The organism is Arthrobacter sp. 01T425 (assembly GCF_056398725.1).
This window is the reverse complement of sequence record NZ_JBFTPY010000003.1, coordinates 13,255-37,404: the sequence shown is the minus strand read 5'-3', so window position 1 is coordinate 37,404 and position 24,150 is coordinate 13,255. Positions and strand designations below refer to the sequence as shown.

25 protein-coding genes and 2 pseudogenes are annotated in these 24,150 nt (G+C 63.5%); 10 read left to right on the top strand and 17 right to left on the bottom strand.

The features are described from left to right. Positions 1 to 120: 120 nt before the first annotated feature. The 3 genes from AC1DNG_RS05420 to AC1DNG_RS05410 are packed head-to-tail and all read right to left on the bottom strand — an operon-like array spanning position 121 to position 3,574. A complete protein-coding gene (locus tag AC1DNG_RS05420) occupies positions 121 to 1,182 on the bottom strand; it encodes an NAD-dependent epimerase/dehydratase family protein (RefSeq protein WP_476886813.1) in 1,062 nt (353 codons plus the stop codon). Further along, positions 1,179 to 2,060, bottom strand: coding sequence for an MTAP family purine nucleoside phosphorylase (locus AC1DNG_RS05415; protein ID WP_476886812.1), 882 nt, complete (start codon positions 2,058 to 2,060; stop codon positions 1,179 to 1,181). The genes AC1DNG_RS05420 and AC1DNG_RS05415 overlap by 4 nt, the downstream gene beginning before the upstream one ends. A 50-nt stretch (positions 2,061 to 2,110) precedes the next feature. Next, positions 2,111 to 3,574 carry a glycosyltransferase family 87 protein gene (locus AC1DNG_RS05410; RefSeq protein ID WP_476886811.1) on the bottom strand — a complete coding sequence of 488 codons (1,464 nt, stop codon included), beginning with the start codon at positions 3,572 to 3,574 and terminating at the stop codon, positions 2,111 to 2,113. Between the two features lie 101 nt (positions 3,575 to 3,675). Here AC1DNG_RS05410 and AC1DNG_RS05405 point away from each other — a divergent pair, with 101 nt between their 5' ends. Then, the gene (locus AC1DNG_RS05405; protein ID WP_476886810.1) at positions 3,676 to 4,866 is read left to right on the top strand and encodes a molybdopterin-dependent oxidoreductase; all 1,191 of its coding nucleotides are present in this window, start codon (positions 3,676 to 3,678) and stop codon (positions 4,864 to 4,866) included. Then, positions 4,863 to 5,363, top strand: coding sequence for a hypothetical protein (locus AC1DNG_RS05400; RefSeq protein ID WP_476886809.1), 501 nt, complete (start codon positions 4,863 to 4,865; stop codon positions 5,361 to 5,363). The genes AC1DNG_RS05405 and AC1DNG_RS05400 overlap by 4 nt, the downstream gene beginning before the upstream one ends. Here AC1DNG_RS05400 and AC1DNG_RS05395 read toward each other — a convergent pair. Genes AC1DNG_RS05395 through AC1DNG_RS05385 form a run of 3 tightly spaced genes read right to left on the bottom strand, consistent with a single transcriptional unit; the run spans position 5,303 to position 7,408 of the window. Continuing rightward, on the bottom strand, positions 5,303 to 6,007 hold the full coding sequence (locus tag AC1DNG_RS05395) for a methyltransferase domain-containing protein (protein WP_476850826.1): 705 nt from the start codon (positions 6,005 to 6,007) through the stop codon (positions 5,303 to 5,305). The genes AC1DNG_RS05400 and AC1DNG_RS05395 overlap by 61 nt on opposite strands. Continuing rightward, positions 6,007 to 6,675 (bottom strand): TIGR04282 family arsenosugar biosynthesis glycosyltransferase, encoded by a 669-nt coding sequence (locus AC1DNG_RS05390; RefSeq protein WP_476850825.1) that lies wholly within the window; start codon positions 6,673 to 6,675, stop codon positions 6,007 to 6,009. The genes AC1DNG_RS05395 and AC1DNG_RS05390 overlap by 1 nt, the downstream gene beginning before the upstream one ends. Positions 6,676 to 6,682: 7 nt before the next feature. After that, positions 6,683 to 7,408 (bottom strand): glycosyltransferase family 2 protein, encoded by a 726-nt coding sequence (locus tag AC1DNG_RS05385; protein ID WP_476886808.1) that lies wholly within the window; start codon positions 7,406 to 7,408, stop codon positions 6,683 to 6,685. 258 nt (positions 7,409 to 7,666) lie between these two features. Here AC1DNG_RS05385 and AC1DNG_RS05380 point away from each other — a divergent pair, with 258 nt between their 5' ends. Further along, complete coding sequence (locus tag AC1DNG_RS05380) at positions 7,667 to 8,002, top strand: YciI family protein (protein ID WP_476858182.1); 336 nt, start codon at positions 7,667 to 7,669, stop codon at positions 8,000 to 8,002. Positions 8,003 to 8,071: 69 nt separating this feature from the next. Continuing rightward, positions 8,072 to 8,383, top strand: coding sequence for an HAD family hydrolase (locus tag AC1DNG_RS05375; RefSeq protein WP_476858183.1), 312 nt, complete (start codon positions 8,072 to 8,074; stop codon positions 8,381 to 8,383). 356 nt (positions 8,384 to 8,739) lie between these two features. Here AC1DNG_RS05375 and AC1DNG_RS05370 read toward each other — a convergent pair. After that, a pseudogene (locus AC1DNG_RS05370) lies at positions 8,740 to 8,898 on the bottom strand (IS110 family transposase); the annotation flags it as partial. Between the two features lie 626 nt (positions 8,899 to 9,524). On the opposite strand from AC1DNG_RS05370, the gene AC1DNG_RS05365 reads away from it, so the two are divergent. Continuing rightward, positions 9,525 to 10,214, top strand: a complete 690-nt coding sequence (locus AC1DNG_RS05365; RefSeq protein ID WP_476886807.1) for a nucleoside/nucleotide kinase family protein — start codon at positions 9,525 to 9,527, stop codon at positions 10,212 to 10,214. Between the two features lie 358 nt (positions 10,215 to 10,572). Here the strand turns inward: AC1DNG_RS05365 and AC1DNG_RS05360 are convergent, their stop codons facing one another. The 3 genes from AC1DNG_RS05360 to AC1DNG_RS05350 all read right to left on the bottom strand — a co-directional run bounded on the left by AC1DNG_RS05360 (position 10,573) and on the right by AC1DNG_RS05350 (position 12,342). Further along, positions 10,573 to 11,043, bottom strand: coding sequence for a hypothetical protein (locus AC1DNG_RS05360; protein WP_476858253.1), 471 nt, complete (start codon positions 11,041 to 11,043; stop codon positions 10,573 to 10,575). After that, the gene (locus AC1DNG_RS05355) at positions 11,036 to 11,575 is read right to left on the bottom strand and encodes a hypothetical protein (protein ID WP_476858252.1); all 540 of its coding nucleotides are present in this window, start codon (positions 11,573 to 11,575) and stop codon (positions 11,036 to 11,038) included. The genes AC1DNG_RS05360 and AC1DNG_RS05355 overlap by 8 nt, the downstream gene beginning before the upstream one ends. Before the next feature lie 317 nt (positions 11,576 to 11,892). Beyond that, positions 11,893 to 12,342: a hypothetical protein gene (locus AC1DNG_RS05350; protein WP_476858251.1), complete on the bottom strand. Its 450-nt coding sequence runs from the start codon at positions 12,340 to 12,342 to the stop codon at positions 11,893 to 11,895. 297 nt (positions 12,343 to 12,639) lie between these two features. Here AC1DNG_RS05350 and AC1DNG_RS05345 point away from each other — a divergent pair, with 297 nt between their 5' ends. Beyond that, the gene (locus AC1DNG_RS05345) at positions 12,640 to 14,163 is read left to right on the top strand and encodes a glycoside hydrolase family 43 protein (protein WP_476858250.1); all 1,524 of its coding nucleotides are present in this window, start codon (positions 12,640 to 12,642) and stop codon (positions 14,161 to 14,163) included. A 134-nt stretch (positions 14,164 to 14,297) separates the two neighbouring features. Here the strand turns inward: AC1DNG_RS05345 and AC1DNG_RS05340 are convergent, their stop codons facing one another. Then, the gene (locus tag AC1DNG_RS05340; RefSeq protein ID WP_476858249.1) at positions 14,298 to 15,059 is read right to left on the bottom strand and encodes an HAD hydrolase-like protein; all 762 of its coding nucleotides are present in this window, start codon (positions 15,057 to 15,059) and stop codon (positions 14,298 to 14,300) included. Between the two features lie 74 nt (positions 15,060 to 15,133). Between AC1DNG_RS05340 and AC1DNG_RS05335 the strand changes: the two genes are divergently transcribed. Further along, positions 15,134 to 15,601, top strand: a complete 468-nt coding sequence (locus AC1DNG_RS05335) for an Lrp/AsnC family transcriptional regulator (protein WP_476858248.1) — start codon at positions 15,134 to 15,136, stop codon at positions 15,599 to 15,601. A 10-nt stretch (positions 15,602 to 15,611) separates the two neighbouring features. Here AC1DNG_RS05335 and AC1DNG_RS05330 read toward each other — a convergent pair. The 3 genes and pseudogenes from AC1DNG_RS05330 to AC1DNG_RS05320 all read right to left on the bottom strand — a co-directional run. Then, positions 15,612 to 15,716, bottom strand: a pseudogene (locus AC1DNG_RS05330) (lyase family protein); the annotation flags it as partial. A 105-nt stretch (positions 15,717 to 15,821) separates the two neighbouring features. Next, positions 15,822 to 17,234: an aldehyde dehydrogenase family protein gene (locus tag AC1DNG_RS05325; RefSeq protein ID WP_476858247.1), complete on the bottom strand. Its 1,413-nt coding sequence runs from the start codon at positions 17,232 to 17,234 to the stop codon at positions 15,822 to 15,824. Continuing rightward, the gene (locus AC1DNG_RS05320) at positions 17,227 to 18,279 is read right to left on the bottom strand and encodes a homoserine dehydrogenase (protein WP_476858246.1); all 1,053 of its coding nucleotides are present in this window, start codon (positions 18,277 to 18,279) and stop codon (positions 17,227 to 17,229) included. The genes AC1DNG_RS05325 and AC1DNG_RS05320 overlap by 8 nt, the downstream gene beginning before the upstream one ends. 301 nt (positions 18,280 to 18,580) lie before the next feature. Here AC1DNG_RS05320 and AC1DNG_RS05315 point away from each other — a divergent pair, with 301 nt between their 5' ends. The 3 genes from AC1DNG_RS05315 (at position 18,581) to AC1DNG_RS05305 (ending at position 22,103) form a co-directional block, all read left to right on the top strand. Continuing rightward, on the top strand, positions 18,581 to 20,020 hold the full coding sequence (locus AC1DNG_RS05315) for an amino acid permease (RefSeq protein ID WP_476850812.1): 1,440 nt from the start codon (positions 18,581 to 18,583) through the stop codon (positions 20,018 to 20,020). A gap of 81 nt (positions 20,021 to 20,101) precedes the next feature. Further along, a complete protein-coding gene (gene alr, locus AC1DNG_RS05310) occupies positions 20,102 to 21,265 on the top strand; it encodes an alanine racemase (RefSeq protein WP_476886806.1) in 1,164 nt (387 codons plus the stop codon). A 37-nt stretch (positions 21,266 to 21,302) separates the two neighbouring features. Continuing rightward, positions 21,303 to 22,103, top strand: a complete 801-nt coding sequence (locus tag AC1DNG_RS05305; RefSeq protein ID WP_476886805.1) for an IclR family transcriptional regulator — start codon at positions 21,303 to 21,305, stop codon at positions 22,101 to 22,103. Here the strand turns inward: AC1DNG_RS05305 and AC1DNG_RS05300 are convergent. From AC1DNG_RS05300 to AC1DNG_RS05290, 3 genes are read right to left on the bottom strand one after another with little or no spacing between them, the layout of a single operon-like run. Further along, positions 22,100 to 22,876, bottom strand: a complete 777-nt coding sequence (locus AC1DNG_RS05300; RefSeq protein ID WP_476886804.1) for an IclR family transcriptional regulator — start codon at positions 22,874 to 22,876, stop codon at positions 22,100 to 22,102. The two genes, AC1DNG_RS05305 and AC1DNG_RS05300, sit on opposite strands and share 4 nt — an antisense overlap. A gap of 32 nt (positions 22,877 to 22,908) precedes the next feature. Beyond that, a complete protein-coding gene (locus AC1DNG_RS05295) occupies positions 22,909 to 23,661 on the bottom strand; it encodes a cyclase family protein (RefSeq protein WP_476860510.1) in 753 nt (250 codons plus the stop codon). Then, positions 23,658 to 24,107, bottom strand: coding sequence for a hypothetical protein (locus AC1DNG_RS05290; protein WP_476858242.1), 450 nt, complete (start codon positions 24,105 to 24,107; stop codon positions 23,658 to 23,660). Before AC1DNG_RS05290 ends, AC1DNG_RS05295 begins: the two co-directional genes overlap by 4 nt. Between the last annotated feature and the right edge of the window lie 43 nt (positions 24,108 to 24,150).

Here is a 24,150-nt window from a genome sequence, read left to right as displayed (position 1 = left end):
AGCCGGCCCGCCAGGGACCTGTGGGAGGGTTTACTCGTAAGGGATTTCTCGCGGCGGGGGAGCGAGCGGAGGATGTCGCGATAGGATGCCGGCATATGGGACCGTCGGGACAGGCGCTTGTCAGCCTGGCTCGCCGCGCAGGGGAGCTGTGGCGAATTGACGCATGCCTTCGTCAAAGCGTACGGTCGGTTCCCAGCCCAGTTCGGCCTTGATCAGCTCCGAGGACGCGGTGATGTGGCGGACGTCCCCCAGCCTGTATTCGCCGGTCACGATCGGGGCAGGTCCGGCACTGAAATTACTAAGAGCCGCGGCAACATCGCCGATGGTGTGCACCTCGGAGGCGCCGACGTTGTAGGCCCGGAATGCGGCAAGGCCGCCCGCGGACAGCGCCAGGGCGGCGGTGATGTTCGCGGCGGCCACGTCCCTGACATGAACGAAGCTGCGCCGCTGGGCGCCATCTTCGAAGACCTGGGGCGCCTCACTGCGGGCCAGGGCCGAGCGGAACAGCGAGGCGACACCGGCGTAGGGTGTGTCGCGCGGCATCCGGGGACCATAGACGTTGTGGTAGCGCAGGGCGATCGCCGCCCCGCCGGCGTTGCGTGCCCACGCGGCGGCGAGATGCTCCTGGCTGACTTTTGATGCCGCGTAGACGTTCCGCGGATCCAGGGGCGCGTCCTCGCTGACCATGGAGGGAATAAGGATCGCGCCGGACGCAGGGTTCCGGGGGTCGTAGATGCCGGCGCGCAGGTCGGCCTCGGCGCGCGGTCCCGGTCTGACCGCGAGGCCGGTTTCGGAATCGATGTAAGCACCCTCACCGTAGACCACCATCGAGGAGGCCAGGACCAGCCCGAGAATGCCCTGGTCTTCCATGGCGGCGAGCAGGACAGCGGTGGCGTAGTCGTTGTTCCGGACGTAGTCCGGCGCGTCAGCGAAGCTGACGCCGAGGCCGACCTTCGCGGCCTGGTGGCAGACGGCGTCGATCCCCTCGAGGGCACGCTGTGCCGTGTCCGGGTCCGTGAGATCGCCGGTCAGCAGCTCCACCCTCGAATCAAGGGCCGGCGGCCCCGGATGGAGGCCCGGGTCCAGTGAGTCCAGGACGCGTACGGACCATCCCTTGGCGAGGGCGGCGTCGACGATGTGCGAACCGATGAATCCGGCACCGCCGGTGACGAGGAGCCTCACTGTGCGGGCACGGACTCGTGTGTGACCGGGAGTGCCATGATCCGGGCGACGGCGGTCCGATCCATCAGCGGGCGCGGTGCGTAGTCCTCGGGGATCGCCGCGATCGTGGCCTCCAGCACGGCCAGGACGCTGTGCTGGGCTTTCTTCAACCGTGCAAAGACGGCCCCGGCGGTGACCGGTTCCGAGCCGTCGTGGCCGGTGTCAGAGTCTGTGATGAAGGCCAGGTTCGCGAAGCCCATGTTCAATTCCGCGGCCAGCACGGGCTCGGGGTACTGGGTCATGCTGATGATGTCGGCACCGCCGGTGACGTACCACTGCGACTCGGCCTTCGTTGAGAACCGCGGTCCGTTGATCACCACCACGGTGCCGTACGGGGCGTAGGGGAGGCCCCGTGACGCAAGAGCTGCCTCCAGGTGCGACCGCAGTGTCGGGCAAAACGGTTCCGAGGCGGGCAGATGCTGGACACCCGCCGGGGTGACGCCGTCGGCGACGGTGCCGTCGAAAAAGGTATCGGCGCGTCCCCAGGTGCGATCGATGAGTTGGTCGGTCACGACGAAGGTCTCGGGACCGAAGCCTTTCCGCAGCCCGCCCACCGCAGAGGAGGAAATCACTGCCTCGACCCCGAGGCTCTTGAGCGCCCAGAGGTTGGCCCGGTAGTTGATTTTCTGGGGCGGAAGCGAGTGTTCGCCGCCATGACGGGGGAGGAACGCTACGGTTCGTCCGCCCATGTCGGTCAGTGTCACCGGACCGGACGGCGGCCCGTAAGGGGTCGCGACGTCGACGGTCGCGCGCACAGTTGCCCCGGTAAGCCGGTACGTTCCCGAACCGCCAATGATGCCGATGCGTGCCTGGGCCGGCCCGGGAAGTGGTGTGTCCATGATGTAATCCTGCCATTCGTCGGTGTTTGTCCATGACGGGTCTGTTCCGGTCACAGGGCCGCCGGGTCCGGCGCCCCGGTCGTGAGTCCGGAAAGGGCAGCCAGCCGCAGCCCGTCGCGGCGCCGCAGCCAGGTGCCTCCGGCGATGGCCGCGGCCGCCAGGAGCAGGGCGCCCTGGTTGAGTGGCTCGCTCCAGGGTCCGGAGGGGACCATATAGATGATGTCCAGGGCGAGGATCACCCCCACGTACTCCCAGCGCCGGCTCAGCACGATGAACGGCAGCAGCATGAGCCCGTACCAGGGGTAATTTGGGCTGACAATCAGCAATGTGAGCCCGATCATGACGGTCTGCTGTTCCCAGACATTCGCCGCCTGGGTGCGCCGCAGCACGCAGAGGGCGACGACGGCTAGGGCCGCCGCGCTGAGCACCGGCGGCCAGGGGCCGGCAGAGACGAGCTGTGCCAGTCCGAAGCGGATGCCGCCGCTCTGGCTGTAGTTCTCTTCTTTGAGGTAGCCGGGCAGGAAGCCCAGGACGCCGGCCCCGGCGATCGCCACGTAGGGCAGGTAGAGCAGCACGAACGTGGCCAAGGCTGCGGTGATGAACCGGGCCGGGCGCCGCCATAGCAGCGCGGGGGCCGCAATGATCGGTATGAGTTTCGTTGCGACGGCGGCCCCGAAGGCGGCGCCGGAGCGGACCGGCTTGCCGCCCAGGAGCAGCATCCCGGCGGCAAGAATCAGGGCTCCGGCCAGGACGTCGACGTGGGCGTTGTTGGCCGCTTCCAGCTGGACAAAGGGGCTCCACGCCCACACGACGGCCAGGTACGGGGGCAAACCGCGGCTGGCCAGTGCGCGGAGCAGCATCAGGGAAACCGCCAGGCTGAGGAGCAGGCCGGCAACCTGGAAAGCCATGAAACCGGCCGTGTCCGGGACCGTGGCGCGCACGCCCAGAAAGTACAGTTCGGCTGTGGGCGGGTAGATCGTGGGCACGTGCGGGCGGTTGATTGCCGTGCACAGAGGGTCCCCGGAAGGATAACCGGATGCGGCGACGGATTCCGTTCCGAACAGGTCTCGGGCACACGCGGGCTTGCCGTCGGGGCCTGTGGAACCGGGGGCGAACAGCCAGCCGGGGCGAAGCCTGCTGAGCGTTTCATCGATGGGCACATACGAGTAGGGGGAGATTCCGGCTTTTTGAACGATGCCGTCCCACGCATACCGGGCCGAATCGTTGCTGGTTCGGGGCGGGGCGCTCACGGCAACGAGTCCGAGCAGGACCGTTCCCGTGATGATGACGGCCCCCACATGACGCCGTGGCACGTGCCGTAGCAGGCTGACGGCCGCGATGAGGGACAGCCATGACAGGCAGGTGGCGATGATCTGCGCCGTTTCGAGCGGGTTTCCGGGGACCACCATCCACCACAGCAGGGCAGCACTTGTGAGGAACACAAGCGGAAGGAGCACGAGGACCTTGATCCTGGTTCCGCTTGTCCGGCTGGATTCTGTTGCAGTGACGCCCACTCTCCGATCCTGCCCCATGTCCGGTGCCCGCGCTGCAGACGGGCCAAGGATTTCAGCGAATCGTAAGGTCCGGGGGACTGAATTGGTGGTGTGATCGAACTATGGAAAAGCTAACCAACGCTTTGGCCGCACGGTTCGCTTCACCGACGCGCAGCACCCGGCTCACGGTGGTCTTGGGGCGCTGGCTCGGGCTCAGCTTCACCATTTGCTTTCTGACCGGGCTCTTCAGTCACGGGCTGCAGGAGCCGCCGTCGTGGATGTTCTTCCCAACCAGCCCCGTCTGGATCTATCAGCTGACTCAGGGAATCCATGTGACCACGGGCATCGCCGCCATTCCGTTGCTGCTGGCCAAATTGTGGTCGGTCTATCCGGAGCTGCTGAAGTGGCCGCCGGTCAAATCCGTGACGCACGCCTTGGAGCGGGCATCCATTGCCTTGTTCATCGCTTCCTCGCTCCTGCAGCTGACCACGGGCCTGATCAACACCTACAAGTGGTACCCGTGGCCTTTCCCCTTCCGTCAGACACACTTCTGGTTGGCCTGGGTGATCTGGGGGTCGCTGCTGCTCCATATTGCCGTGAAACTTCCATTGATCATGGAGCATTGGCGTTCCCGTTCGGGCACCCGGCCCCAAGTGGCTGCCGGCGCCGGTTCCACAGCTCCGGTGATTGACGACGGCGCGGCGCCTCCGATGCCGGGTCGCTGGTCCCGGCGGGCCTTTCTGGCCGCCGTCGGCGTTACCACGGGCGCCGTCGTGCTCACGACGGCCGGGCAGTCCTTTTCCTGGCTGGACCCGCTGAACCTTTTTGCACCGCGGAAGATGGGAACCGGCCCACAAGCCGTCCCGGTGAACCGCACCGCCGCCGACGCCAAGGTCGCCGACCTGGCCGGGGCAAAGGACTGGGCGCTCACCGTGAGCCATCAGGACACCCGTCGCATCCTGACCCTCGCGGAGCTCCAGGCCCTGCCCCAGTATGAGCACGAACTTCCCATCGCTTGCGTTGAGGGCTGGAGCCAGACGGCCACCTGGCGGGGTGTGCGGATCCGGGACCTGGTGGCCGCTGTCGGCGCGTCGCCGTCGTCCTCGCTCCGGGTCACAAGCCTCGAACCCGAGGGCGCCTACCGCACGATGGACATGCCAGCCGCGTACGCACAGGACGAACGGACCTTGGTGGCCCTGGAACTGAACGGACAGACGCTCGATCTGGACCACGGGTATCCGGCGCGCATCATCGCCCCCGGACGCCCCGGCGTCCTCCAAACAAAGTGGCTGCACACTGTGGAGGTCCTGTGAGACCCGTGATGCCGGCTGGCGCCGGCAAACCCGCCGGGGCGGGACGAGCTGCGAGCATCTGGAGGATCGTCCTGGGAATTGCGGGTGTGTCGCTGCTCGGGTACGGGCTCTTGGGTTTGCCGACCCAACTCGGCCCGCCCCAGCTGCTCGGGCTTCTGGTGTGGATGGCGGTGGCCGTGCTACTGCACGACGGCGTCATCGTGCCGGCCTCCACCCTTGCCGGCGGGGGTCTGACCCGGCTGGGATCCGGGCTCCGCCCAGCGTCGGGCGCGGTTCTGCGTGGCGGGCTCATGACGGGGGCCGTGGTGACCGTGATTGCCGGGATCTTGTTGAAGGCCCAGTCCGTGGCCCGCAATACCAGCGCCCTGGAAGGCGACTATGCCACCAATCTGCTCTGGTTCTGGGCGGTGCTGGCAGCGGTGGTTGCCGTACTCGTTTATGGGATAGAGCGGACCGGCATGCGGCGGGGCGAGAGTCGGCAAAAGACGCGGCCCTGAAGGCGCTGGATGGCGGCTACAGACCAGCCGGCGGCCGGCGCCCGCGACGCCAGACCGTTCGTGCCGATCCGCGCCCAGGCGAACGCCTCGCTTCGGTTCCCGTGCCTGTCTTCGAGAAAAGCGGAGTAGGCCGTGTCGATGTTTTCGTCGGCGTCTACTTCCACCAGCAGTGTCCCGGAAGGGGCGATGAGCTGCCGGCAGCGGCCCAGCAGGGCCGTGACGCTTCCCCCGATTCCAATGTTGCCGTCGAGCAGGATGACGGACTGCCAATGGCCCGGCTGCGGTACAGGGGCGAAAATTGACTGTTCGAGGGCGCGGGCACCACGGTTGCGCGCCTGCCGGACCGCCTCGGCGCTGGCATCGATGCCCAGGGCTGCCAATCCGAGCAGCTGGGCAGCAGCCAGAAGTCGTCCCGGCCCGCAACCGACGTCCAGGACCGGCCCCAGAAGGCTTTGCAGGAGAGACCTCTCTGTGGCGTCGGCGTCCTCGCACCAGTTACGGACGTCGAACTCCACCGGCTCCGCGGGATAGTGCGCACTTTCCGGACGGAGGGTCAAGGCCCCGGAGCCGGTCAGCAGGGCAAGGGCGAATGGCTCACGTTCGCCTTGGCCGAAGTAGGCGGCAGGTGCCGCGGTGGCGGTCATCACCGGGGTGCTTCTGTTTTTTGCCGCACGCCCGACACGCAGGCGACGGTTTTGGCCACCGCCTTGGCGAACGCGCTGCCCGGAATCTCCGCCGCGATCTGCTGGGCGTCACTGAAGTGGTCCATGTCCCGCAGTTCGGGGAGCATTCCGACGTTGAGGCCGGCCGCGGTGAGCCGGGCGAGCTGCCGGGCCCCGGTTGTCGTCGTGGACATGGGAACGCCCCTGATCAGGGCTCCGTCCGGCTGGCGCAGCGCCAGCGACCAAAAGCCGCCATCCGTTGCCGGGCCCATCCAGGCATCGTGGCTGGGCTGCGAGGTGGACCAGTCATGGAGCAGCGGCTCTACATGGCGGCGGGAGAATTGCGGGGTGTCCATGCCAATAATGAGCAGGGGGCCGCTGGTTGCGTCACAGATGGCGGCCAGGCGCTCATCCAGGCCTCCGGATACTTGCTGGACAAGAGTGAATTTGGTGGCGTCCCGCGCGGTGGGTGCCCCGTCCATCACGAGCAGCCGGCGTCGGGCCGGGAGGCTACGCACCGAATAGAGGGTGCGGCTGAGGCTCAGCTGGGCCAGGGCTGCAGCTTGTTCGGGCGTCAGCGGGGGACTGAGCCGGGTCTTGACCCGTCCCGGCAGGCACTCTTTGGCGATGACGGCCACTGTCAGGTCCATGTTGCCCTCATAGGGGTTCTTCGCGGTGGCCGGTCATCCGGGCCGGTCCCGGCGGCAGCTCAGCGGCGGCCGCCCTGAGCTGGGCCGACATGTCCCGGACCGCCGTAATCGTTCCGCGTAGGGTGCCGGTGACTTTCGATTTGCCGGTGCGCGGGGAATACCGCACTGGGAACTCCACGATCCGCCAACTGTGCAGGCTGGCCTTGAGGAGCATCTCCAGGGGGTAGCCGCTTCGGCGGTCCTTCAAGGCCAGGGAGAGCAGCCCTTCGCGGCGTGCGGCCCGCATCGGTCCAAGATCCGTCACGTGTTCCCCGGTCATGCGCCGGATCCGCGATGCCAGGACACGGTTGGCGATGCGGGCGTGCAGGGGCCACGAGCCGGGCTGCGGCCGGCGGCTGCCCAGCACCAGATCCGCGTTTCCGTCCATGATGGGGGTGAGGAGCGCCGGAAGCTGGGCCGGATCCAGGGAGCCGTCGCAGTCACAGAAGGCCACGAATTCCGCCGTTGCCGCGAGCAGCCCGGCATGGGCGGCCGCCCCGAACCCGCGCCGGTCCTCCCGGACCACGGTCGCACCCATGCTCTCCGCGAACTCAGCGGAACCGTCCACCGAACCGTTGTCCACGACGATGGCCCGGTACCCGTGCGGCAGACGGGACAGAACCCACGGTAGGGCGCCCCGCTCGTCCAGGCACGGCAACACGACGTCAACCATGCAGGCGGTCATTTCAAACATGCTTCAAGGCTACGGATTCGGCAGCGCCGATTCGCCCCGGAATCCTTACGGTATGCGGAAAAATGATGCCGCGGACCCACCGTTAACCGGTGCTCCCCATTCCCGCCGGTGCCTGGCTGCGGCGGAGCGAGCCGCGTCCCGCCGAGTGTGCCGACATCAGGTTATTGCCAGCCCCGGCCACTTCCGGAGAATGGCTTCAGGCCGTAGTGTTCCGGGTGGTTGGTGCCCGAGATGTGGTGCCGGATTCAAGGAGGAAGCATGGCTAAGTTTGTCGTTCTCTACAATGCTCCGCAGTCGGCCGAGGCCACCATGGAGAACAACGATCCTGCGGCTGCGGCTGAAGGAATGAAGCTCTGGATGGACTGGGCCGGCCGGACCGGTGAGCATCTGGCGGACATGGGCGCTCCCTTGGGCAACGGGCAGGAAATTACCCCGGCAGGGGTGTCCGCAGCCAACGCAAACGTGGGCGGCTACTCGCTGCTGGAGGCGGACAGTGTGGAGCAGGCCGTGGCTCTGATGGATGGCCACCCTCACCTCATGATGCCCGGCGCGACGATCCAGGTGTTCCACGCCCTCGATATCCCCGGAATGTAGGAACGGGTTCACAGGAGGGTCCCGGGTCCAGCCGGGCCCCTCCCTCGGCCGAAGGGATCCCGGAACCTGATGACCCTATTCCCGGGTCCTGCGATAGGACCGGGCGCGCCGACGTCGGCGCCCCGCCCGGTTAGCTTCGATGCGCTCTGGTTCGCAACCTTGCTCAGGGACGGGTTCGCCCTTGCCGCGGCCGGAGGCAGCGGCCGGTTCGCCGACATTGGCGCCGAGGTCCTGGGCGGGCTCCTCCGCGGGGTGTCTTTGGACAGGAACCTGGACGAGGCAGTGGACCACGTCATGGACGGCCCGGCCGGACTCGGGCTGCACCCGGACGTACCTGAGGGCGTGCGGGCACTCGAAAATGCCGGATGCCGCGCCGCATAGCGCGGCCGTGCGTGGTGTGCTTTTGTTGCCGCGCTTTCCGGAACCAATGAACGTTCCCCGCCGCGGCAGCGTTACCACCAGTTCAGTCAGGCTGAACCCGCAGATTTCCTCTTTGCGTCTAAGACCCACAGAGGGGATGACGGCCGCTCCTGTGTCCGGGGCAGGTTGTCGCGGTGCCCTTTGTCGTCCGGAGCTGAGAAAAGCCGACCCAGTCTCGTGGTGAGACGGAGCCGGCTGTCTTGGATGCTTCTACCTGGCGTTGTGCAAGTATGAGTCCACTGACCTTTGGGGGCGGCCAGTTCAAATCCGTGAATGGTGCCAAGCCGTCTTAGAACGCCAAGGGTTTTCAGGATCTACTTCGCGAGCCGCGTTGCTTCGCGGCGGCAGGTTTGACCTCCGAATTCCTCGTCCCGTTCCCTCCAAGCTGCGATGGTGTTGATCTGTGTGACGGTCAAGGGCTTACGGGCGTCGACGCCGAGGTCGACGACGCGGAGGAGAGCGGTGAGCGCATTAATGGCTGCGATGCTCCGCGCTGGGCAATTTGGGGTGTGTACAAAGTACACACTTTGGGCTTCGGATCGGGTCGGAATGGTGCCGGACTGGCTCGGATTCGTTACTTTTCCGGGGGAGTCCAGTGGTTGCAGGGTGGGAATGCGGTTCGAGTCCCACCTCGGGCACGTGTTTTCCCTGTCCAGGGGCTTGTAGTCCTCTGAATGTGTACAAATCTCCTTTTATGGGCCCCTGCAGGGGCCCATATTTGTTGGTGGCGGCTGGTCTGGCGGCTCCTTGTCTTGGCGTGGACAGCGCTGTTGCTGCTTACGCGTTCATGGCCGGGAGCGCCTGGAACGGCCTGACTTGCTGCGACTCGGGATCACTCGGGCCTCGTTCCTTGCTGTTTGTGCCGGACGTGGTCGGCCTTGTACCTGTTCATCTCCCGGAGTTGTGGTGATGACATGACCTGAGGGATGTTTCTGGGAGATTGTCTGGTCCTCGATTCGTTCCTTTTCTTGGCCGGGGAGAGGTGAGCGGGCGTTTGTCCGGCAAAGGTTGTGTGGACATTGTCCACGCCGATGTAACGTGATGCCGTAGAACACCGGTGACCTCCTGCCCTGGTCCAGGCGAGAGCCGGAAAGGAGAAGCGATGAACACCCCTCCATACCTGCGCTGGGACGAATCAGGCCAGCAGCAGCTCCTCGCCCGGGCTGAAGCGCTGCTCCAGCGGCGAAGCCGGTGCCTGCTCGGAATTGCCGGGGCGCCCGGGGCCGGAAAATCCACCATCTCCGAATGGCTGCTGGAGCGCCTGCTCACCGACCATCCCCGGCAGGTCGCCCTGGTCCCCATGGACGGATATCACCTGGCGCAGTCGCTGCTCGTGGCCCGCGGGCTGGAGCACCGCAAGGGCGCTCCGGACACCTTCGACGGTGCCGGCTTCGTCGCGTTGCTCCGCCGGCTGCGCTCAGATATCTCGCGGGAGATCTTCGCTCCGGTCTTCCGCCGCGAAGTCAACGACGCGATCGCCGGGGCCATCGCCGTCCCGCCGGAAACACGCCTGATCATCACCGAGGGCAACTACCTGCTCTTGGACGAGGCCCCATGGAACGAGGTCGCATCCCTCCTGGATGAAACCTGGTTCGTCGAACTCGAACAGGGCGAACGCCTGCGCCGGCTCACCGCCCGGCACCTGAGGTTCGACAAGGACCCCGCCATCGCCGAATGGCGTGCAACCGGCAATGACGAACGCAATGCCCGCCTGGTAGCAGCAGGAAGCCAGCGGAGCACACTCGTCATCGAGCACACACCCGCGACCGTCCCGGCGCCCGGCCAAGAATAACCGGCCAGAAACCGAGCCGCCGGCTTCACGGCGCCCCGGCATTATTCCCTGCCTGGGACACAAGTGCCCGACGAGGCTCATCGATAGTGTTCACGTAACCTGCCGTCGTAGCCGCTTCTGAGTGGCCGCTCGCCATAATCTCCGATATCGGCGTTGGAATCAGTTGAGTGCAGCCGATCTGCGGCCACGAGCAGAATCACCGAGACCCGAGGTCAAATCGACGGGTTTGCCTTCATCGGTCCATAGCGGTCCCGGACCGTAGTCCGTCCAGAACTCCAGTCGCGTCATGATCCGAGTATCTCCCTGCGGCGACCGGCCTTTGGGATCAGCCGCCTCCACGCAACGGCTGATCCCAACGCTACGCCTTTGGTATGGCCAGGGTCGCTGCCCAGCGCTGGCCCACAGCCGATTCGATGCCTACCGAATAGGACTTGAGGTGGCTGACCTCGAATTGGTTTTCCGAAGGAACCACATCGTTTTGATTGCAGGGCAGCGGGAACTTACCTACCCCATCGACGTTTATGAGTACTTCCCCCGGGCCAAAGCACGTCAGATATACCTTGATGAACTTCGATTCCACGCTGAATTGACCAAGGCTCATCGTTGCAGTCTGGTTGTCCAGCGATCCGACCACTTTTTCGCCGCTGGGAATGTGGTGGTTCACGGTCGTCGGAGAAGTTACTGACTCGGGCGGCGTGCTCGACGGACTTGCCGTAGCTGTGGCCGTACCGGGAGGCAGCGGCGGCACGGCGTCGCATCCCACCAGGGCAAGGCACACTGCAGCAAGCCCGGCCCCGGCCAGCATCATCCCCGCTGATCTATCAGCCATTCCAAGTCTTCCACCCGATGCTGGTGGGAGCATCCAGCGTCCCCGTCCCAATAGTCGAACTAACGCAATTGGTGTTGTATTTCCAAGTGCGGATGTTTACCTTCCATTTGCTGGTTCCGATTTGCGCGTAGCCGGTCCGCAAAGCCGGCACGGTGTATTGGACCGACATTGAGGTCGTATAGGAAGCGGAGGCCGTGATGCTGCCGGACACCTGTGCCTTAGCAGTCGCGATTCCACCGCTCACGCCGCCTTCAATATAACCGCCCACTGTCGCTCCTATCGTGCCAGACAAGGTATTCGTAAACGTGACAGTGTTCGCATAGCTCGTCCCGTTAATGGCGTGGTACACCGGGCCGATGGCCTGATAGTAGTTTTGCTTGGACGTGACCGTCTTGTAGACCGTCGAGCTGTCACATAGCCCCTGTGGACTAACCACCCCCCCTGTGTCCGGGGCAGCCTGGGCCGGAGATGCAAGGGTCATCAGCCCCGTTACGAGAATGCCAGCTAGTGTCGCACCAAGAATCTTCTTCAATTGAATCCCCCAATTTCAGTACTCCGCTAGCTGACATCAGGGCGCACAGCGAAGTGAAGTGAAATAGTCCCCCAATGATCGCTGGGCTGAAGCGTCGCTGCCCCGACCAGCTGATGGCCCGACTCTATGGGACCGCGACTGCAGCAGCAATATGTAAAACAAATTGAATTATTACAGTCTGGTAATGACATTCAGGCCGGCGCCACGCCGGAAATGAAGTTTGCCTGCACGGTTCCGTTTGGCAGGCTTGGGGTCAATCAGGCCAGGCCTCAGTAAATGGACAGTAATGGCACACGATAGCTCAAGGGGTTGCCGGCTTAGCTTTGGCCTGTCCCGACTCGGAAGATGCGGTCACTCAGGTCGCTGTGGAGGACGTGGAACTGTCCACCGTTGCCGTTGACCGTTCCGTCCGTCACGTAAAACCCCCGTCCGGCGTCCGCGCCTCCGGTAGCTCTGTCGATGACGGCGATCAGATGCCGGCCAAGATGTCCCTTCGGCCCCAGGACGGTGATCTCCTCGAGTTCTTCTGCCGTCAGTCCTGCCAGCACCGCACTAATTTCAGCCACGCCCTCAGGGTTACCCATGCCCGTGTTGGCCTGAATGCACAGGCTAGGGCACGTGGACCACCGCAGCAAGGATAGGGGGTTCTCCTCCTCTGCTGCGGCGATGGTGCGCTGTTCCAGTTCGCGCATTCTGGCAAGCTGCTCGCCGATTCGGCTGGCTACCATCAGGCCGGTACGCATCGCCCCGTCCACGGCATCTTCCATTCCGTCTGCTTCGCCCCGGACCACGCTGGTCCGGGGCGTTTCCATGTGATCGAAAGGCAGCCGGGCAGGTACCGTCGCGTCCCTTGAAGGCATCGTGGCCAATTGGTGCAACGCTCTGGACCATGCAGCGGCAGCGCTGAATGACGTGGCGTCCCCGGCTGTGATGCGGGTGTGAGGCAGGGAAGGTGTTCCAACCAGTGAAAGTCCAGGTGGGACTGCAAGGCGGGACATCCTAGGGTTGAAATTCCTCTACTCCCGCAGACCGGGTAGTCAATGCCAGCAACGGACGGAGCCCCATTGGTTGACACTGCAGTCGAGCAGGTTCGGCAAGTAGCATCTCCCGCAGCCATCACACCGGTCATTCCGGGTTTCCACCCTGACCCCACAATCTGTCGGGTCGGCTTCGACTATTTCCTGGCAACGTCGAGCTTTGAGTACTTCCCCGGAGCGCCGATCTTCCACAGCCGGGACCTCGTAACTTGGGATCAGATCGGGAACATCCTCACCCGGCGGAGCCAGTTCGCTGTTGGGGACGGGCGTCCTTCAGGCGGGATCTTCGGCTCAACGCTCAGGCATCACAACGGTGAATTCTGGTTCGTCACCACGAACATGAGCGACTTCGGTGGCGGTCATTTGCTGTTGCGGTCCAAGGAGGCTGCTGGCCCGTGGAGTGACCCGGTACAGATACCGGGAACGCTGGGCATCGACCCGGATATCGCGTGGGACAGCGACGGAAGTTGTTACCTCACCTGGGTGGGGTTCGGCCCCGGCGAGAATGAGTCCGGTATCGTCCAGGCGCGGCTGGATCCCGACGCTGGCCGCCTCTTGGAATCTCCCAGGAAGGTGTGGCAGGGAACAGGGCTGGCCTACCCGGAGGGGCCGCACCTGTATGAGGCGGGCGGCTGCTGGTATCTGGTTTTGGCCGAAGGCGGCACGGAACGCGGTCATGCCGTCTCTGTCAGCCGTGGCAGCAGTCCCGCAGGTCCTTTCGAACCGCATCCGAACAACCCCATCCTCAGTCATCGCAGCATGGCGGCGCCCGTCCAGAGTGTCGGCCACGCGGACCTGGTCGAAACGGTCGATGGTGATTGGGCCGCGGTCTACCTCGGTGTTCGTCCCCGAGGCGTTGTTCCTGGCTTTCACGTCCTGGGTCGAGAAACTTTTGTTGCGGGTATCTCCTGGGACCAGGGTTGGCCGCGGTTCGATGAGGACCGTTATCAGGTTCCCGTCGTCGGGTCTTCGTTTATTGATGATTTCTCTTCAGACAGCCTTCACCCGCGGTGGATTTCACCCGGCCAGGACCCCGCTTCGTTTACGGCCGAAACCCCCGAAGGTCTCCTTATCAGGCAGAGCCAGACTGGCAGCGTTCACATCTTGGCAACCAGGGTCCTCGGACACGTTTGGGGTGCACGCGCGTCGGTTCTTCTCTCGGGTGACGAGGCGGTCAGGTTCCTCCTGAGGATGGACGACTTCCATTGGTATGGCATCGAAGCCTCCGGACGCCAAATCCGGGTCGTGGCCCAGATCGGACCCCTTCAGCAGGTGGTAGCGACAGCGGAAATCGACCCAGCCCCTGGACCATTTCAGCTGGAAATCGCATGCAACGACTCACCCTTGGCGGGCCAACCGGGCATAAATACTGGGCCGGACGAAGTCACATTGGGCTTTCGAGAGCACGGCGAGCTGACGACGCTCGCGCGGATGGACGGCCGGTATCTGTCCACAGAGGTCGCCGGCGGGTTCACCGGCCGCGTTGTCGGACTGGCGGCAACCCGCGGCAGCATTATCATCGAACGGTTCGAATACAACCATCACGATTAGCGCCGCTCGAGTTCGTCCATCCCTGAGAGTCTCCGGCCCCATTTAGGGCACGATTGCGCTCTCCCAGCCAGAGCGGGAGCTCCACAGTCGGGGAGGAATGCGTGCGAACCCTAAACGCAGGCTTCGACGGCTCGTCAAACAGTGGAATGTGGATGACTGCTGGTCGCATTCGTGGACTCATCGCACGAGGGATGCTGCGCGGCTGACCGCCGGCGGTTCTCCAGGATCAGTGGCAGAAGGGCCGCAGGGGAGGCAGCAACGGCGGCGGCCTGCGAGGCTTCCTCGGCCTCCCCGTATCCCCAGAGTGCGAATATTGTGGGGATTCCGTGTATAGCTGCTCCCGCGACGTCGTAGCTTCGGTCTCCGACCATTGCGGGACTGGAGATGTCTACGCCTGTGGAATGGAGCCGAAGCAGCAATTCGGCGATGACGTCTGCCTTGCTCGCTCTTCCCTCGCTATCTGACGCTCCGCATACGGTGATGAAGTGGCAATCAATTCCGAACATTCGTGCCAGTCTTTTTGCTTGATCTTCAACCTTGGATGTGGCTACGGCCATCGGAATGCCGGCCGAATGTAGGCGTTCGAGTAGATCGATGATCCCGTCGTAGGGGCTGGACTGTTCGGCGCCATGATCGGCGTACGCTTTGCGATAATGTTGGAGGGCCTTTTGGGCCGTCTTTTCGTCCAGTTGTGAGACTGTTCTGAAGGACTCGATCATGGGCGGACCAACGAATCGGCGCAGTATGTCCATGCTGGGGACCGGCGCGCCCACAGCTGCCAATGCCTGTGCAGCACTTGTTGTAACGCCCGGTGCTGAATCCAGGAGCGTGCCGTCCATGTCGAACAAGATGCAGCTAATGCCAGTGAGAGACGGCCGGGCTTGATGAAGTGTCATTTTTCGAGGCTTTCGGTCTTGAAGTTGTTTCCGTTCCGGTTGGGTCCGGGGGATTATTGCGGTGAAGGGCAGGCATGGATCGAGTGAGTCTTGATCAGATTGATCAGAGGATTCTTGCGGAGCTTACGAAGAACGCTCGCATGAGCCATGCAGAGCTGGCGACCAAAGTCCTCCTTTCGAGGAACGCTGTGCGCCAGCGGATCGAGCGGATGGAACGGCAAGGGTATATCCAGGGGTACACGATTGTTGCCGGCCCTCCGGGCCAGGGCCTGGTGTCCGCCTTCCTGATGGTTTACAGGAAGGACCGGGTGCGGGGGGCGGACGTCATCTCCGTGTTGCGGTCGATTCCCGAGGTGGTTCTGTGCGATGTCGTGAGCGGTGACTTTGATCTTCTGGTGAGGCTCGAGGCCCGGTCGCTGGAGAGGGTGCAGGAGATCTGGGAGCAGATCGCTGCTATTCCCGGAGTCACGGACACAGTGACGGCCATGACGCTTTCCAGTTTCATCAGGCGGGGCGCCGGAGGTGCCCGCGCCACGGAGTGAAAGTGATCCCGCTGATGGTGAAGTTCTCCAAGGCCCGGGCGGTGTGTGCTCCCCAATAGGCTGTGGCCGGAAAAGGAACGCTCCCGAGCGAATCCGTCTCGATGCGGGTGGCCATGGTTTTCTGTCCTCCGTGTGGAAGTTTGGGTGGTGCGCAGTTTTGTGCCGGCTGCCCGGAGGAACTGGAGGGGCGCGGGCCCTCGGCCGCGCCCCTCCAGTTCGATCAGTTCTTGATGCAGATGACTTTGGGCTGGGTCATCTCCTCATACGCGAAATGGACGCCCTCCCTGCCCATGCTCCCGTACTTAGCCCCGCCGAATGGCATGCCGTCGAACCGGTAATCAGAGGAATCATTGATCATGACGCCGCCTGCTTCGAGCTGGCGGGCCGCATCCATGGCCCTGGCCAGGGAGTCGGTGAATATGCCCGCATGAAGACTGAACTCGATGGCATTGGCGACGTCGATGGCCTCTTCGAAGGTGTTGAATTTACGAAGCATGACCACAGGGCCGAAAACCTCCTCCCTCCACAGGCTGCTGTCCGCCGGGACGGCTTCCAGGACGGTCGGCTGAAGCACATTGCCGTCCGTGACGTTGCCTGAGAGCAGGACGGCGCCGGCGTCGAGGGCCACGTCCAGTTTGGACTGGAGCTCCTGCAATGCTGTGGGGCTGATCATGGGTCCGACATCCGTCTGTTCATCCATTGGATCCCCGGCAACCAACCGCGCCGTTGCCTCCAGGAAGCGCTGGCGGAACGCGCCGTACACTGGGGCGGCTACGAGGATCCGCTGCACCCCCACGCAGTTCTGGCCGGCAGCCCAAAACGCTCCGGAGACGCAGGATTCCACGGCCTTCTCGATGTGGGCATCGTCCAGGACGATCACGGGTGCGTTTCCGCCGAGATCCATGGAAAGCTTCTTCAGGCCTGCGGTGCGGGCGATACTCTCCCCAGTGGAGAACCCCCCGGTGAAGGACACCATTCGTACGTCCCGGGACCGAATGATTTCTTCGGCCACGTCCCGGTCGCCGTGAACAATCGTGAGGGCTTCCGGCGGGAGGCCGGAGCTCACGAGGGCGTCCGTGAGCAGCTGGGCTGACAGGGGAGTCAATGCAGAGGGTTTGAGGATCACGGCGTTTCCTCCGGCGATTGCCGGGCCGATCTTGTGTGCCACCAGGTTGAGGGGGTCGTTGAAAGGAGTGATCGCGGCAATGATGCCCAGTGGTTCGCGCGAGTACCAGCCGGTGCGGTCCTCTGAGCCCTCGTACGAGTCAAAGGGTATGACTTCGCCTGCGTTCCGGCGCGCTTCGGTAGCGGAGAGGCGGAGCGTGTTGACCGCGCGCATCACTTCCTTCCGTGCCTGGCGGATCGTTTTCCCGGCCTCGGACACAATCGTTTGCGCGAACTCCTCGCTGCGCTGCTCGATCTCCGTTGCGGCGCCGTCCAGTATCTTCCCGCGGGCGTTGCGGGACAGTGCCCGTGCCTTCCGGGCGCCGACGCGGGCCGTTTCGATCACGGCTTTGCCGGCGGTGGCCTCGGTCAGCGAAACCGCGCCGACCACTCTGCCGTCGTACGGGCTCATCACGTCGCGGAACTGCGGCAGCGCCGTTTCCGTCGAGCACAGCGTTGATTCAGACATTTGCGGCTACTTCCGTCCTGGCTGCGTGCATTGCGATGATGTCAGAAAGCAGGGCGTAGGCGGTCTCCACACGGCCGGCTCCCGGTCCGGAGACGGTTACCGGGCCCAGAAGGTCGGTGTCGAAGGACACGGCATTGGTTGCGCCGGAAACGCCGGCCAGCCCATGGCCGAGGGGGAGCGCTACGGGGGAGACGCCTGCGGTCACTGACCCGTCCGGGTTCTGCCGCGCTGAACCGACGAGCTTCCAGCGGCGTCCCTCGCGGGTTGCCTTCTGGATATTCTCCGGCGTCACTGTCGAAATCCCCGCCCGCTGAACATCCTTTAGTTCGATGCCTGCGTCGAGCAGCTCGTTGGCGAGGATCAGTACCTTGAGCTGAACGTCGTATCCCTCGATGTCTGCTGCGGGATTGGCTTCGGCGTAGCCGCGTTCCTGTGCCTCGCTGATGGCCTCTTCGAAGTCCAGTCCGGATTCCATCCGCCCGAGCACATAGTTGCTGGTGCCGTTGAGGATGCCTTCGAACCCGTTCAGCTTCAGCCCCGCGAACATTTTCTTGGCCAGGCGGATGACAGGAGTGCCGCTCATGACGGCACCCTCGAATTCGAAGTGCACGCCGTTCTGTTCGGCCAGGGCGGTCAGTTCGGCGCCGCGGAGGGCAACCGGGCCCTTGTTCGTCGTACAAACGCTCTTGCCGGATTCGAGGGCCCAGCGTACGTGCGAAACTGCTGGCTCGCCGTCGTCGGGATTCGTGAACGTGGCCTCGCAGATGATGTCGGCGGTGCAGTCACGGATAACTGATTCGTTATTGGTGTCCGCGGACCCGCCATGGGCGGCGAAGGTTTCGCTTCCACCGTCCAAATTGAGTGCGATGCCGAGGTCGATCCCCTCGGGCTGGACCAGCGAACCGAGACGCAGGTCGGTGATGGCGACGACACGCAGGCCGAAGCCCAGCTCGGAACGAAGTGAGTCACCGCGTGTTGCGACCAGTTCGGCCAGCGTCCTGTTGACGCCGCCGAAGCCGATCAGCGCAATGTCATAGGTGGTCATGGTGCTCCTTAAGTCAGATACATCGGTCCTCCAATGCTCACCGCATTCCATGTCCGTCAGCGCATGTCATTGTGACCGAACAACAGGGCGAACTGACCATCTGTACGCCGATTCGGCAGCAGCGCCTCGAAGTAACTTAGGTGCAACATAAGCATGTTGAAATGTTTTTAATGACCCAAAGGCCGTTTTCGTGTTACTTTCATCACTACCGCCACTGCACAGCCCGAGGCGCCCTGTCCCCCAAGCCGGGGCGATGTGCGCATCTTTCGCATCAGACCTATCCACTCACCGGGGAGAAACCATGGAACCCTCATCACCTGTCCAGCTAGACACACAACCCACGTTGCCCCCGTCGACCGACTCCGGGCTCCGGCGGTCCATGGGGGCACGCCATCTGGTCATGATCGCCATGGGCGGGGTGATCGGCTCAGGGCTGTTCCTGAGCTCGGGCTACACCATTTCCCAGGCCGGACCGCTCGGCGCGGTCATCGCCTATCTGATCGGCGCCTTCGTTGTGTACCTGGTTATGGCCTGCCTCGGCGAGCTTGCCATCGCGTATCCGGTCTCAGGCGCCTTCCACATTTACGCGGCGAGGTCGATCGGGCCAGCCACAGGGTTCGCCACGGCCTGGCTCTACTGGCTCTGCTGGGCAGTGGCCATCGGATCGGAGTTCACTGCCTCCGGTCTCCTCATGCAGCGCTGGTTCCCGGATGTTGACGTCTGGGTCTGGTGCGTCATCTTCGCCTCGGTCCTCTTCGGATTCAATGCAGTTTCCTCGAAGTTCTTCGGCGAGTCCGAGTTCTGGTTTGCCATCGTCAAAGTCGGCGCCATCGTGGTCCTCATCGTTCTTGGTGGCGCGGCGTTGTTCGGCATCCACCCGCTCAGTGAGGGAGGCAGCCACCCGTTCATGTTTGAGAATTTCAACACCTCCAGCGGCCTCTTCCCCAACGGTTTCAGCGGCGTCCTCGTCACTGCACTTGCAGTGTTCTACGCCTTCTCCGGCTCGGAACTCATCGGTGTGGCAGCGGGCGAAACAGCTGACCCCGCCACCAGCATCCCCAAAGCGATGCGCAGCACAGTGATCCGCCTGCTGATCTTCTTCGTCGGGGCAATCGCTGTCATCGCAGCTACCATCCCTTTTGATCAGGTAGGCCTGGATGAAAGCCCGTTCGTGACTGTCTTCTCATCCATAGGCATTCCTTTTGCCGCCGACATCATGAACTTCGTCATCATCACCGCCCTCCTCTCCGCCGGAAACAGCGGCCTCTTCTCCTGCGCACGGATGCTCTACTCCCTTGCCGACGAGGGGCACGCCCCCCGGGCGCTGAAGAAACTGACCCGGGGCGGTATCCCCCTAATCGCGCTTTCAGTCAGCATGCTCGGAGGCCTTGCGTCGCTCATCAGCAGCGTCGTTGCGCCTGAAACGGTCTACCTGGCTCTCGTTTCAGTGGCAGGTTTCGCCGTCGTCGGGGTCTGGATGTCCATCACCGCCTCGCACTTCTTCCACAGGAGATCCTTTGTCAAGAACGGCGGCGATGTCGCCGCCCTTGCCTACAAGGCCCCGCTGTTCCCGCTGGTGCCCATCCTGGCCTTTTCGCTCTGCCTAATATCGCTCATCGGCATCGCCTTTGACCCGAATCAGGTGGCAGCCCTCTATTTCGGAATCTCTTTTGTTGGTGCCTGCTACGCCTTCTTCTACTTCAAATACGGGCGTAAGGCGCGCGCAGACCAGCTGTCCTGACGCCATCATCAACCATCGTCTTCTCAGCTTCGTGGCCGGGGTCTTTCTTTCCCGGCCACGAGGCTGTTCAAGGGATAAACCATGAACTCACAAGGCCTGATGCAACACGTGCGCAGTTCGGTCCAGGACGCCGGCAGCTGGCTGGAGATTGACGCCGCCGCTTTCGAATCAAACGTCCGGACCCTCCTGTCCATGATCGATGACCGCGCACTGTTGTGCGCAGTGGTTAAGTCCCATGCCTACGGGCACGGAGCTGACCTCTTACTCCCGTCCCTTGTTCGTCTGGGCGTTCCATTCATCGGAGTAGGAAGCAACGAGGAGGCAGCCATTGCACGCCGCTGCGGTTTTGAGGGCCGGATCCTGCGTGTCCGTGCCGCGGCGCCGCAGGAGATCAGAGCAGGCCTGCGTCACGACATCGAGGAACTTGTCGCCGACCCGCAGAGCGCGTGGGAGATACACAAGATCGCTGCCGTGGCTGGGAAGGTGGTCCGCATCCACCTCGATATCAACTCTTCCGGGATCAGCAGGCACAGCCTCGACGTCTCATCCTCGCTTGGCCGGGCATCCGCGGTAGGAATCGTGAGCCACCCGGGGCTTCAACTGGCCGGGATCATGACGCATTTTCCCAAGGACGACGACGGCCATATCGAAACGACTCTTCTGCGGTTCCAAAGCCAGGCGTTGACACTGCTTCAATTGACCCGAACTCCCCGGGAGGAAGTGCTGCTCCACTGCGCCAATTCATACGCCGCCCTGCACGTCCGCGGCTCGTGGCTGGACATGGTCCGTGCCGGGGCAGTCCTCTACGGCGATTCGGAACCTGCAACAGCGCACTTCCAGCGGTGTTTGGCCTTCAAAGCCCGGATTGCGTCCATTAATAGCTATGCAGCAGGCACTAAGGTCGGCTACGGGCTCACCCACACCTTGGACCGCAGCTCCAGGCTGGCTTCAGTGACAGCGGGTTACGGAGATGGCTACCGGCGGGTACTGGCCAGCCAAGGCAGCGTACTTGTCCGCGGCCGACGCGCTGCCATAGTCGACATCGTTTCGATGAATTCCATGGTTGTCGACGTCACCGACGTGGCGGGAGTTTCCCCTGGAGACGAAGTCGTGCTGTTCGGGCGGCAGGGACGGGCAGAAATCGCTCCCGCAGAACTGGAAGCAGCGAATTCAGCGATACTCGCTGACCTCTACACTGTGTGGGCGCAAGGAAACCGCGTCCTGGTCAACAATGAAGACATGTGAGAATAGGCGTAGTCATCGGGCGGAAGGAGCACGGAGCATGGATTCTTCCTCGGAAGCGTCGTCCATGGCCCAAGGACTTCGAATAGTTCGGCTGGTCGCAGACCGGGAGAAGCAGGGCAGGCGGCTTCTCGGCGTTTCCCAGCTCGCATCCGAGCTGGATATGGAACAAAGCCGCGTCTCACGGCTGACGCAGGAATTGTGTGAGCTGGGACTGCTGGAGCGCGTCGATCGCGGTCCCTTCCGAACCGGTCCACGTTTTTTCAGCCTGGCCGCAGCGCTGAATACCGGCTGGGTCCGCGAATCAAGAACCGAACTTGAGGCTTTAGTGGCTTCTTTCGGCCTTAGATCCAGAGTTTCCGTTCGTGATGGCTTCCGGGTCGTTCTCCTGCGGGCCTCCAGTAACGATGCGGTACCCGGCAGCTTCGTGAAACCCGGCATGGTGACGCCCGTGTGGTGTACCGGCTCCGGACGGGCCTTGCTGTGGGACGACCAACAGCCAGCCGTGGAAGTCCTTCTCCAGGATGTCAACTTTATCGGCGTAGGCGGTCCGGGGGCGGCCCATTCGCCGCAAGAAGTCGCCGAACTGATGGACCGGGACAGGGCGCGGGGCTTCATTGTCGCGGAGGAAGAATTCGAGCACGGAATCTACGAACTGGCCGTTCCGGTCCGCAACGCTGAAGGATCGATTCTTGCCGCGCTCAGCGTCCTCGGCAGCCGGGCCGAGATCATACCCAGCACCAATGGCATTGCAAGGGCCCTTACGGCAGCAGCCGAGCGGCTGGGGTCCTTTGAGGGCCGTCCCCGGGACAACGCGGTCCGGAAGGGCCTTGCCAGCTAGAGCCGGTTCTGCGGCGCCGCGTGACCCAGCGTTGACTCAAGCCACTTTCCCCAGGACACGAGAGCCGTGGCGCATAGCTCCAGGCGCGGCTCCAAGCGTGTCTTGGCGCCGACGACCTGAAGCGCTGCCACCACATCGCCCTTGAAGTCGCGAATCGGAACGGCCAGCGAGTAAAGTCCTGGTTCGGCTTCCTCGTCGACAATGGAGTACCCCCGTGCCCGCGCCCCGCGCAGTCGTGACAGGAAGTCCTCGACGTCAAGCGGTGTATTGGGGCCATGGCGCACGAAAGGCACGCCGGAGAAAATGGTTCGGACCTCGGCGTCCGAGGCTTCCCACAGCAGGGCCTGGCCGGCATCGCTACAAAACGCCGGGTAGGGCCGGCCCAGCCACGAACCGACCATGTTGCTACTTGCCGGAACACGCTCACCGATGGTGACAGTACTGTTTCCGCTCATAACTCCAAGGAAGCATCCTTCGTTGGTTTCACCGGCCAAGCCTTCCAGGGCGGTTACGCCGTCGGTCTGCAGCCGTTGCTCTGTCAACAGCTGTGCGTCTGTCAGGAGCGACCAGTTCATTGTGTAGGACCGATGGTCTCCGCGTGCCAGAAACCCCTCCTGCTCGGCGGTCCGGAGACTGCGCGAAACCTGGCTGCGGTCCCTGTCCAGATCGGCTGCTATATCAGCGACCGTTCCGCCAGACAGGCCTTCTGCGTTGCGGGAGCCCACAGCGAGGACAGCCATGATTCCCCGGCCCATGCTGGACGTCTTAGACATGGATCCGATTCTAGTCACTGCACGAACGTGTCTTAGTGGATGGCGAAGACACGGGCTGGAAAGCCGCTGCCTTGCAGTGGCTTAGGCCAGCTTGCAATGAGGATCGCGCCGGCTTCTGGAAGTCCGTCCAGGTTCGCCATCAGCTCGATCTGCCACCGGTTCCGCGCCAGGACATAGGTCTCCAAGGTGAAATCCTGGCAGGACGTAGCCCGCCCCGGGTCTGTGTCCGTCTGCTCGTGGCCGACGGCAGTTACCGACCGCTCCTCGATCAGGAAGGAGAGGACTTCCTGCGACCAGCCAGGTGTGTGGCTGACACCCTCATCGTCCCTGTTTGCCATGGCGTCGGCGTCGGGCCAACGATGGCTCCACCCTGTCCGCAACGCCACAAAGGACCCCGGTGCGATGGCACCATTGCGGCGCTCCCATGCCTGAATGTCCTCCATCGTGGGAGTGGCGTCCGCATTTACGGTGACCCGGGCGGTGATGTCGAGGATGACCAGTGGGAGGACCATGTCCTCCACAGGAATCTGGTCCAAGGTCCGTCCCCCGCGGATGAAATGCGAGGGAGGGTCAACGTGCGTACCCCATTGGCCGATGATCGAATACCGGTGAGCGGTGAAACCGTCGCCTTTCTCCAGGTCGAAGACCGCCTCCCTGATTTCGTCGGGGAAGGCCGGGAAATGCGGCTGGCCGGGGTGGAAGGCGTGCGTCAGGTCGGTGAATGACCTGCCCGCAAGCAACGCCTGCAGACCGTCCCAAAGTCCAGCTGTGGTGGCTTCAATCATGATGCGGCCTCGCTCTCAAAGAGTGCGGGAAGGGCTGTGCTGGAGACGCTGACCGGGCCTGTCAGTTCGATGACCGGTACCTCCCAGGGATGGATATCCACGATGTGCTGCAGGAAGCGTTCCACGGCGGCGTCAGGGAGCGCCGCATCGAAATACGTCGTGAAGACAAAGGTAGGCGAAATTGTCCGCTGCCCCACCTGTCCCAACGTAGGGTTAGCGCCTTCAGTGCAGGTGAAACCCTCGAAACCCAGGCCGGATTCAAATACATGCCTGTAGTTGCCAAAATCCCCTAAGTCGGTGGATTCCGACGAAGCCTGGAGCAGGGCCGCGATGCCGGCCTCATCTTTGAACGCTTCTGCGTCCCCCGTGGCGAGCCGCGAGAAGGTTTCCGAAGCTATAGGCCAATGCACGCGCAGCTTGCGGACTGATTTCATTGCAATTTTCAAGGGAAGCCTCTTCCTGGGCAGTTCGCAAAAGGTGTCAGAATGC

What these genes read in the sequence shown, in the direction of transcription:
- AC1DNG_RS05335 (WP_476858248.1), top strand. Translation starts at nt 15,134, where the DNA reads ATGGATCGAGTGAGTCTTGATCAGATTGATCAGAGGATTCTTGCGGAG.
- AC1DNG_RS05315 (WP_476850812.1), top strand. Translation starts at nt 18,581, where the DNA reads ATGGAACCCTCATCACCTGTCCAGCTAGACACACAACCCACGTTGCCC.
- AC1DNG_RS05325 (WP_476858247.1), bottom strand. Translation starts at nt 17,234, where the DNA reads ATGTCTGAATCAACGCTGTGCTCGACGGAAACGGCGCTGCCGCAGTTC.
- AC1DNG_RS05380 (WP_476858182.1), top strand. Translation starts at nt 7,667, where the DNA reads ATGGCTAAGTTTGTCGTTCTCTACAATGCTCCGCAGTCGGCCGAGGCC.
- AC1DNG_RS05305 (WP_476886805.1), top strand. Translation starts at nt 21,303, where the DNA reads ATGGATTCTTCCTCGGAAGCGTCGTCCATGGCCCAAGGACTTCGAATA.
- AC1DNG_RS05300 (WP_476886804.1), bottom strand. Translation starts at nt 22,876, where the DNA reads ATGTCTAAGACGTCCAGCATGGGCCGGGGAATCATGGCTGTCCTCGCT.
- AC1DNG_RS05340 (WP_476858249.1), bottom strand. Translation starts at nt 15,059, where the DNA reads ATGACACTTCATCAAGCCCGGCCGTCTCTCACTGGCATTAGCTGCATC.
- AC1DNG_RS05385 (WP_476886808.1), bottom strand. Translation starts at nt 7,408, where the DNA reads ATGTTTGAAATGACCGCCTGCATGGTTGACGTCGTGTTGCCGTGCCTG.
- alr (WP_476886806.1), top strand. Translation starts at nt 20,102, where the DNA reads ATGAACTCACAAGGCCTGATGCAACACGTGCGCAGTTCGGTCCAGGAC.
- AC1DNG_RS05395 (WP_476850826.1), bottom strand. Translation starts at nt 6,007, where the DNA reads ATGACCGCCACCGCGGCACCTGCCGCCTACTTCGGCCAAGGCGAACGT.
- AC1DNG_RS05405 (WP_476886810.1), top strand. Translation starts at nt 3,676, where the DNA reads ATGGAAAAGCTAACCAACGCTTTGGCCGCACGGTTCGCTTCACCGACG.
- AC1DNG_RS05295 (WP_476860510.1), bottom strand. Translation starts at nt 23,661, where the DNA reads ATGATTGAAGCCACCACAGCTGGACTTTGGGACGGTCTGCAGGCGTTG.
- AC1DNG_RS05320 (WP_476858246.1), bottom strand. Translation starts at nt 18,279, where the DNA reads ATGACCACCTATGACATTGCGCTGATCGGCTTCGGCGGCGTCAACAGG.
- AC1DNG_RS05365 (WP_476886807.1), top strand. Translation starts at nt 9,525, where the DNA reads ATGAACACCCCTCCATACCTGCGCTGGGACGAATCAGGCCAGCAGCAG.
- AC1DNG_RS05360 (WP_476858253.1), bottom strand. Translation starts at nt 11,043, where the DNA reads ATGGCTGATAGATCAGCGGGGATGATGCTGGCCGGGGCCGGGCTTGCT.
- AC1DNG_RS05375 (WP_476858183.1), top strand. Translation starts at nt 8,072, where the DNA reads ATGACCCTATTCCCGGGTCCTGCGATAGGACCGGGCGCGCCGACGTCG.
- AC1DNG_RS05390 (WP_476850825.1), bottom strand. Translation starts at nt 6,675, where the DNA reads ATGGACCTGACAGTGGCCGTCATCGCCAAAGAGTGCCTGCCGGGACGG.
- AC1DNG_RS05415 (WP_476886812.1), bottom strand. Translation starts at nt 2,060, where the DNA reads ATGGACACACCACTTCCCGGGCCGGCCCAGGCACGCATCGGCATCATT.
- AC1DNG_RS05350 (WP_476858251.1), bottom strand. Translation starts at nt 12,342, where the DNA reads ATGGAAGATGCCGTGGACGGGGCGATGCGTACCGGCCTGATGGTAGCC.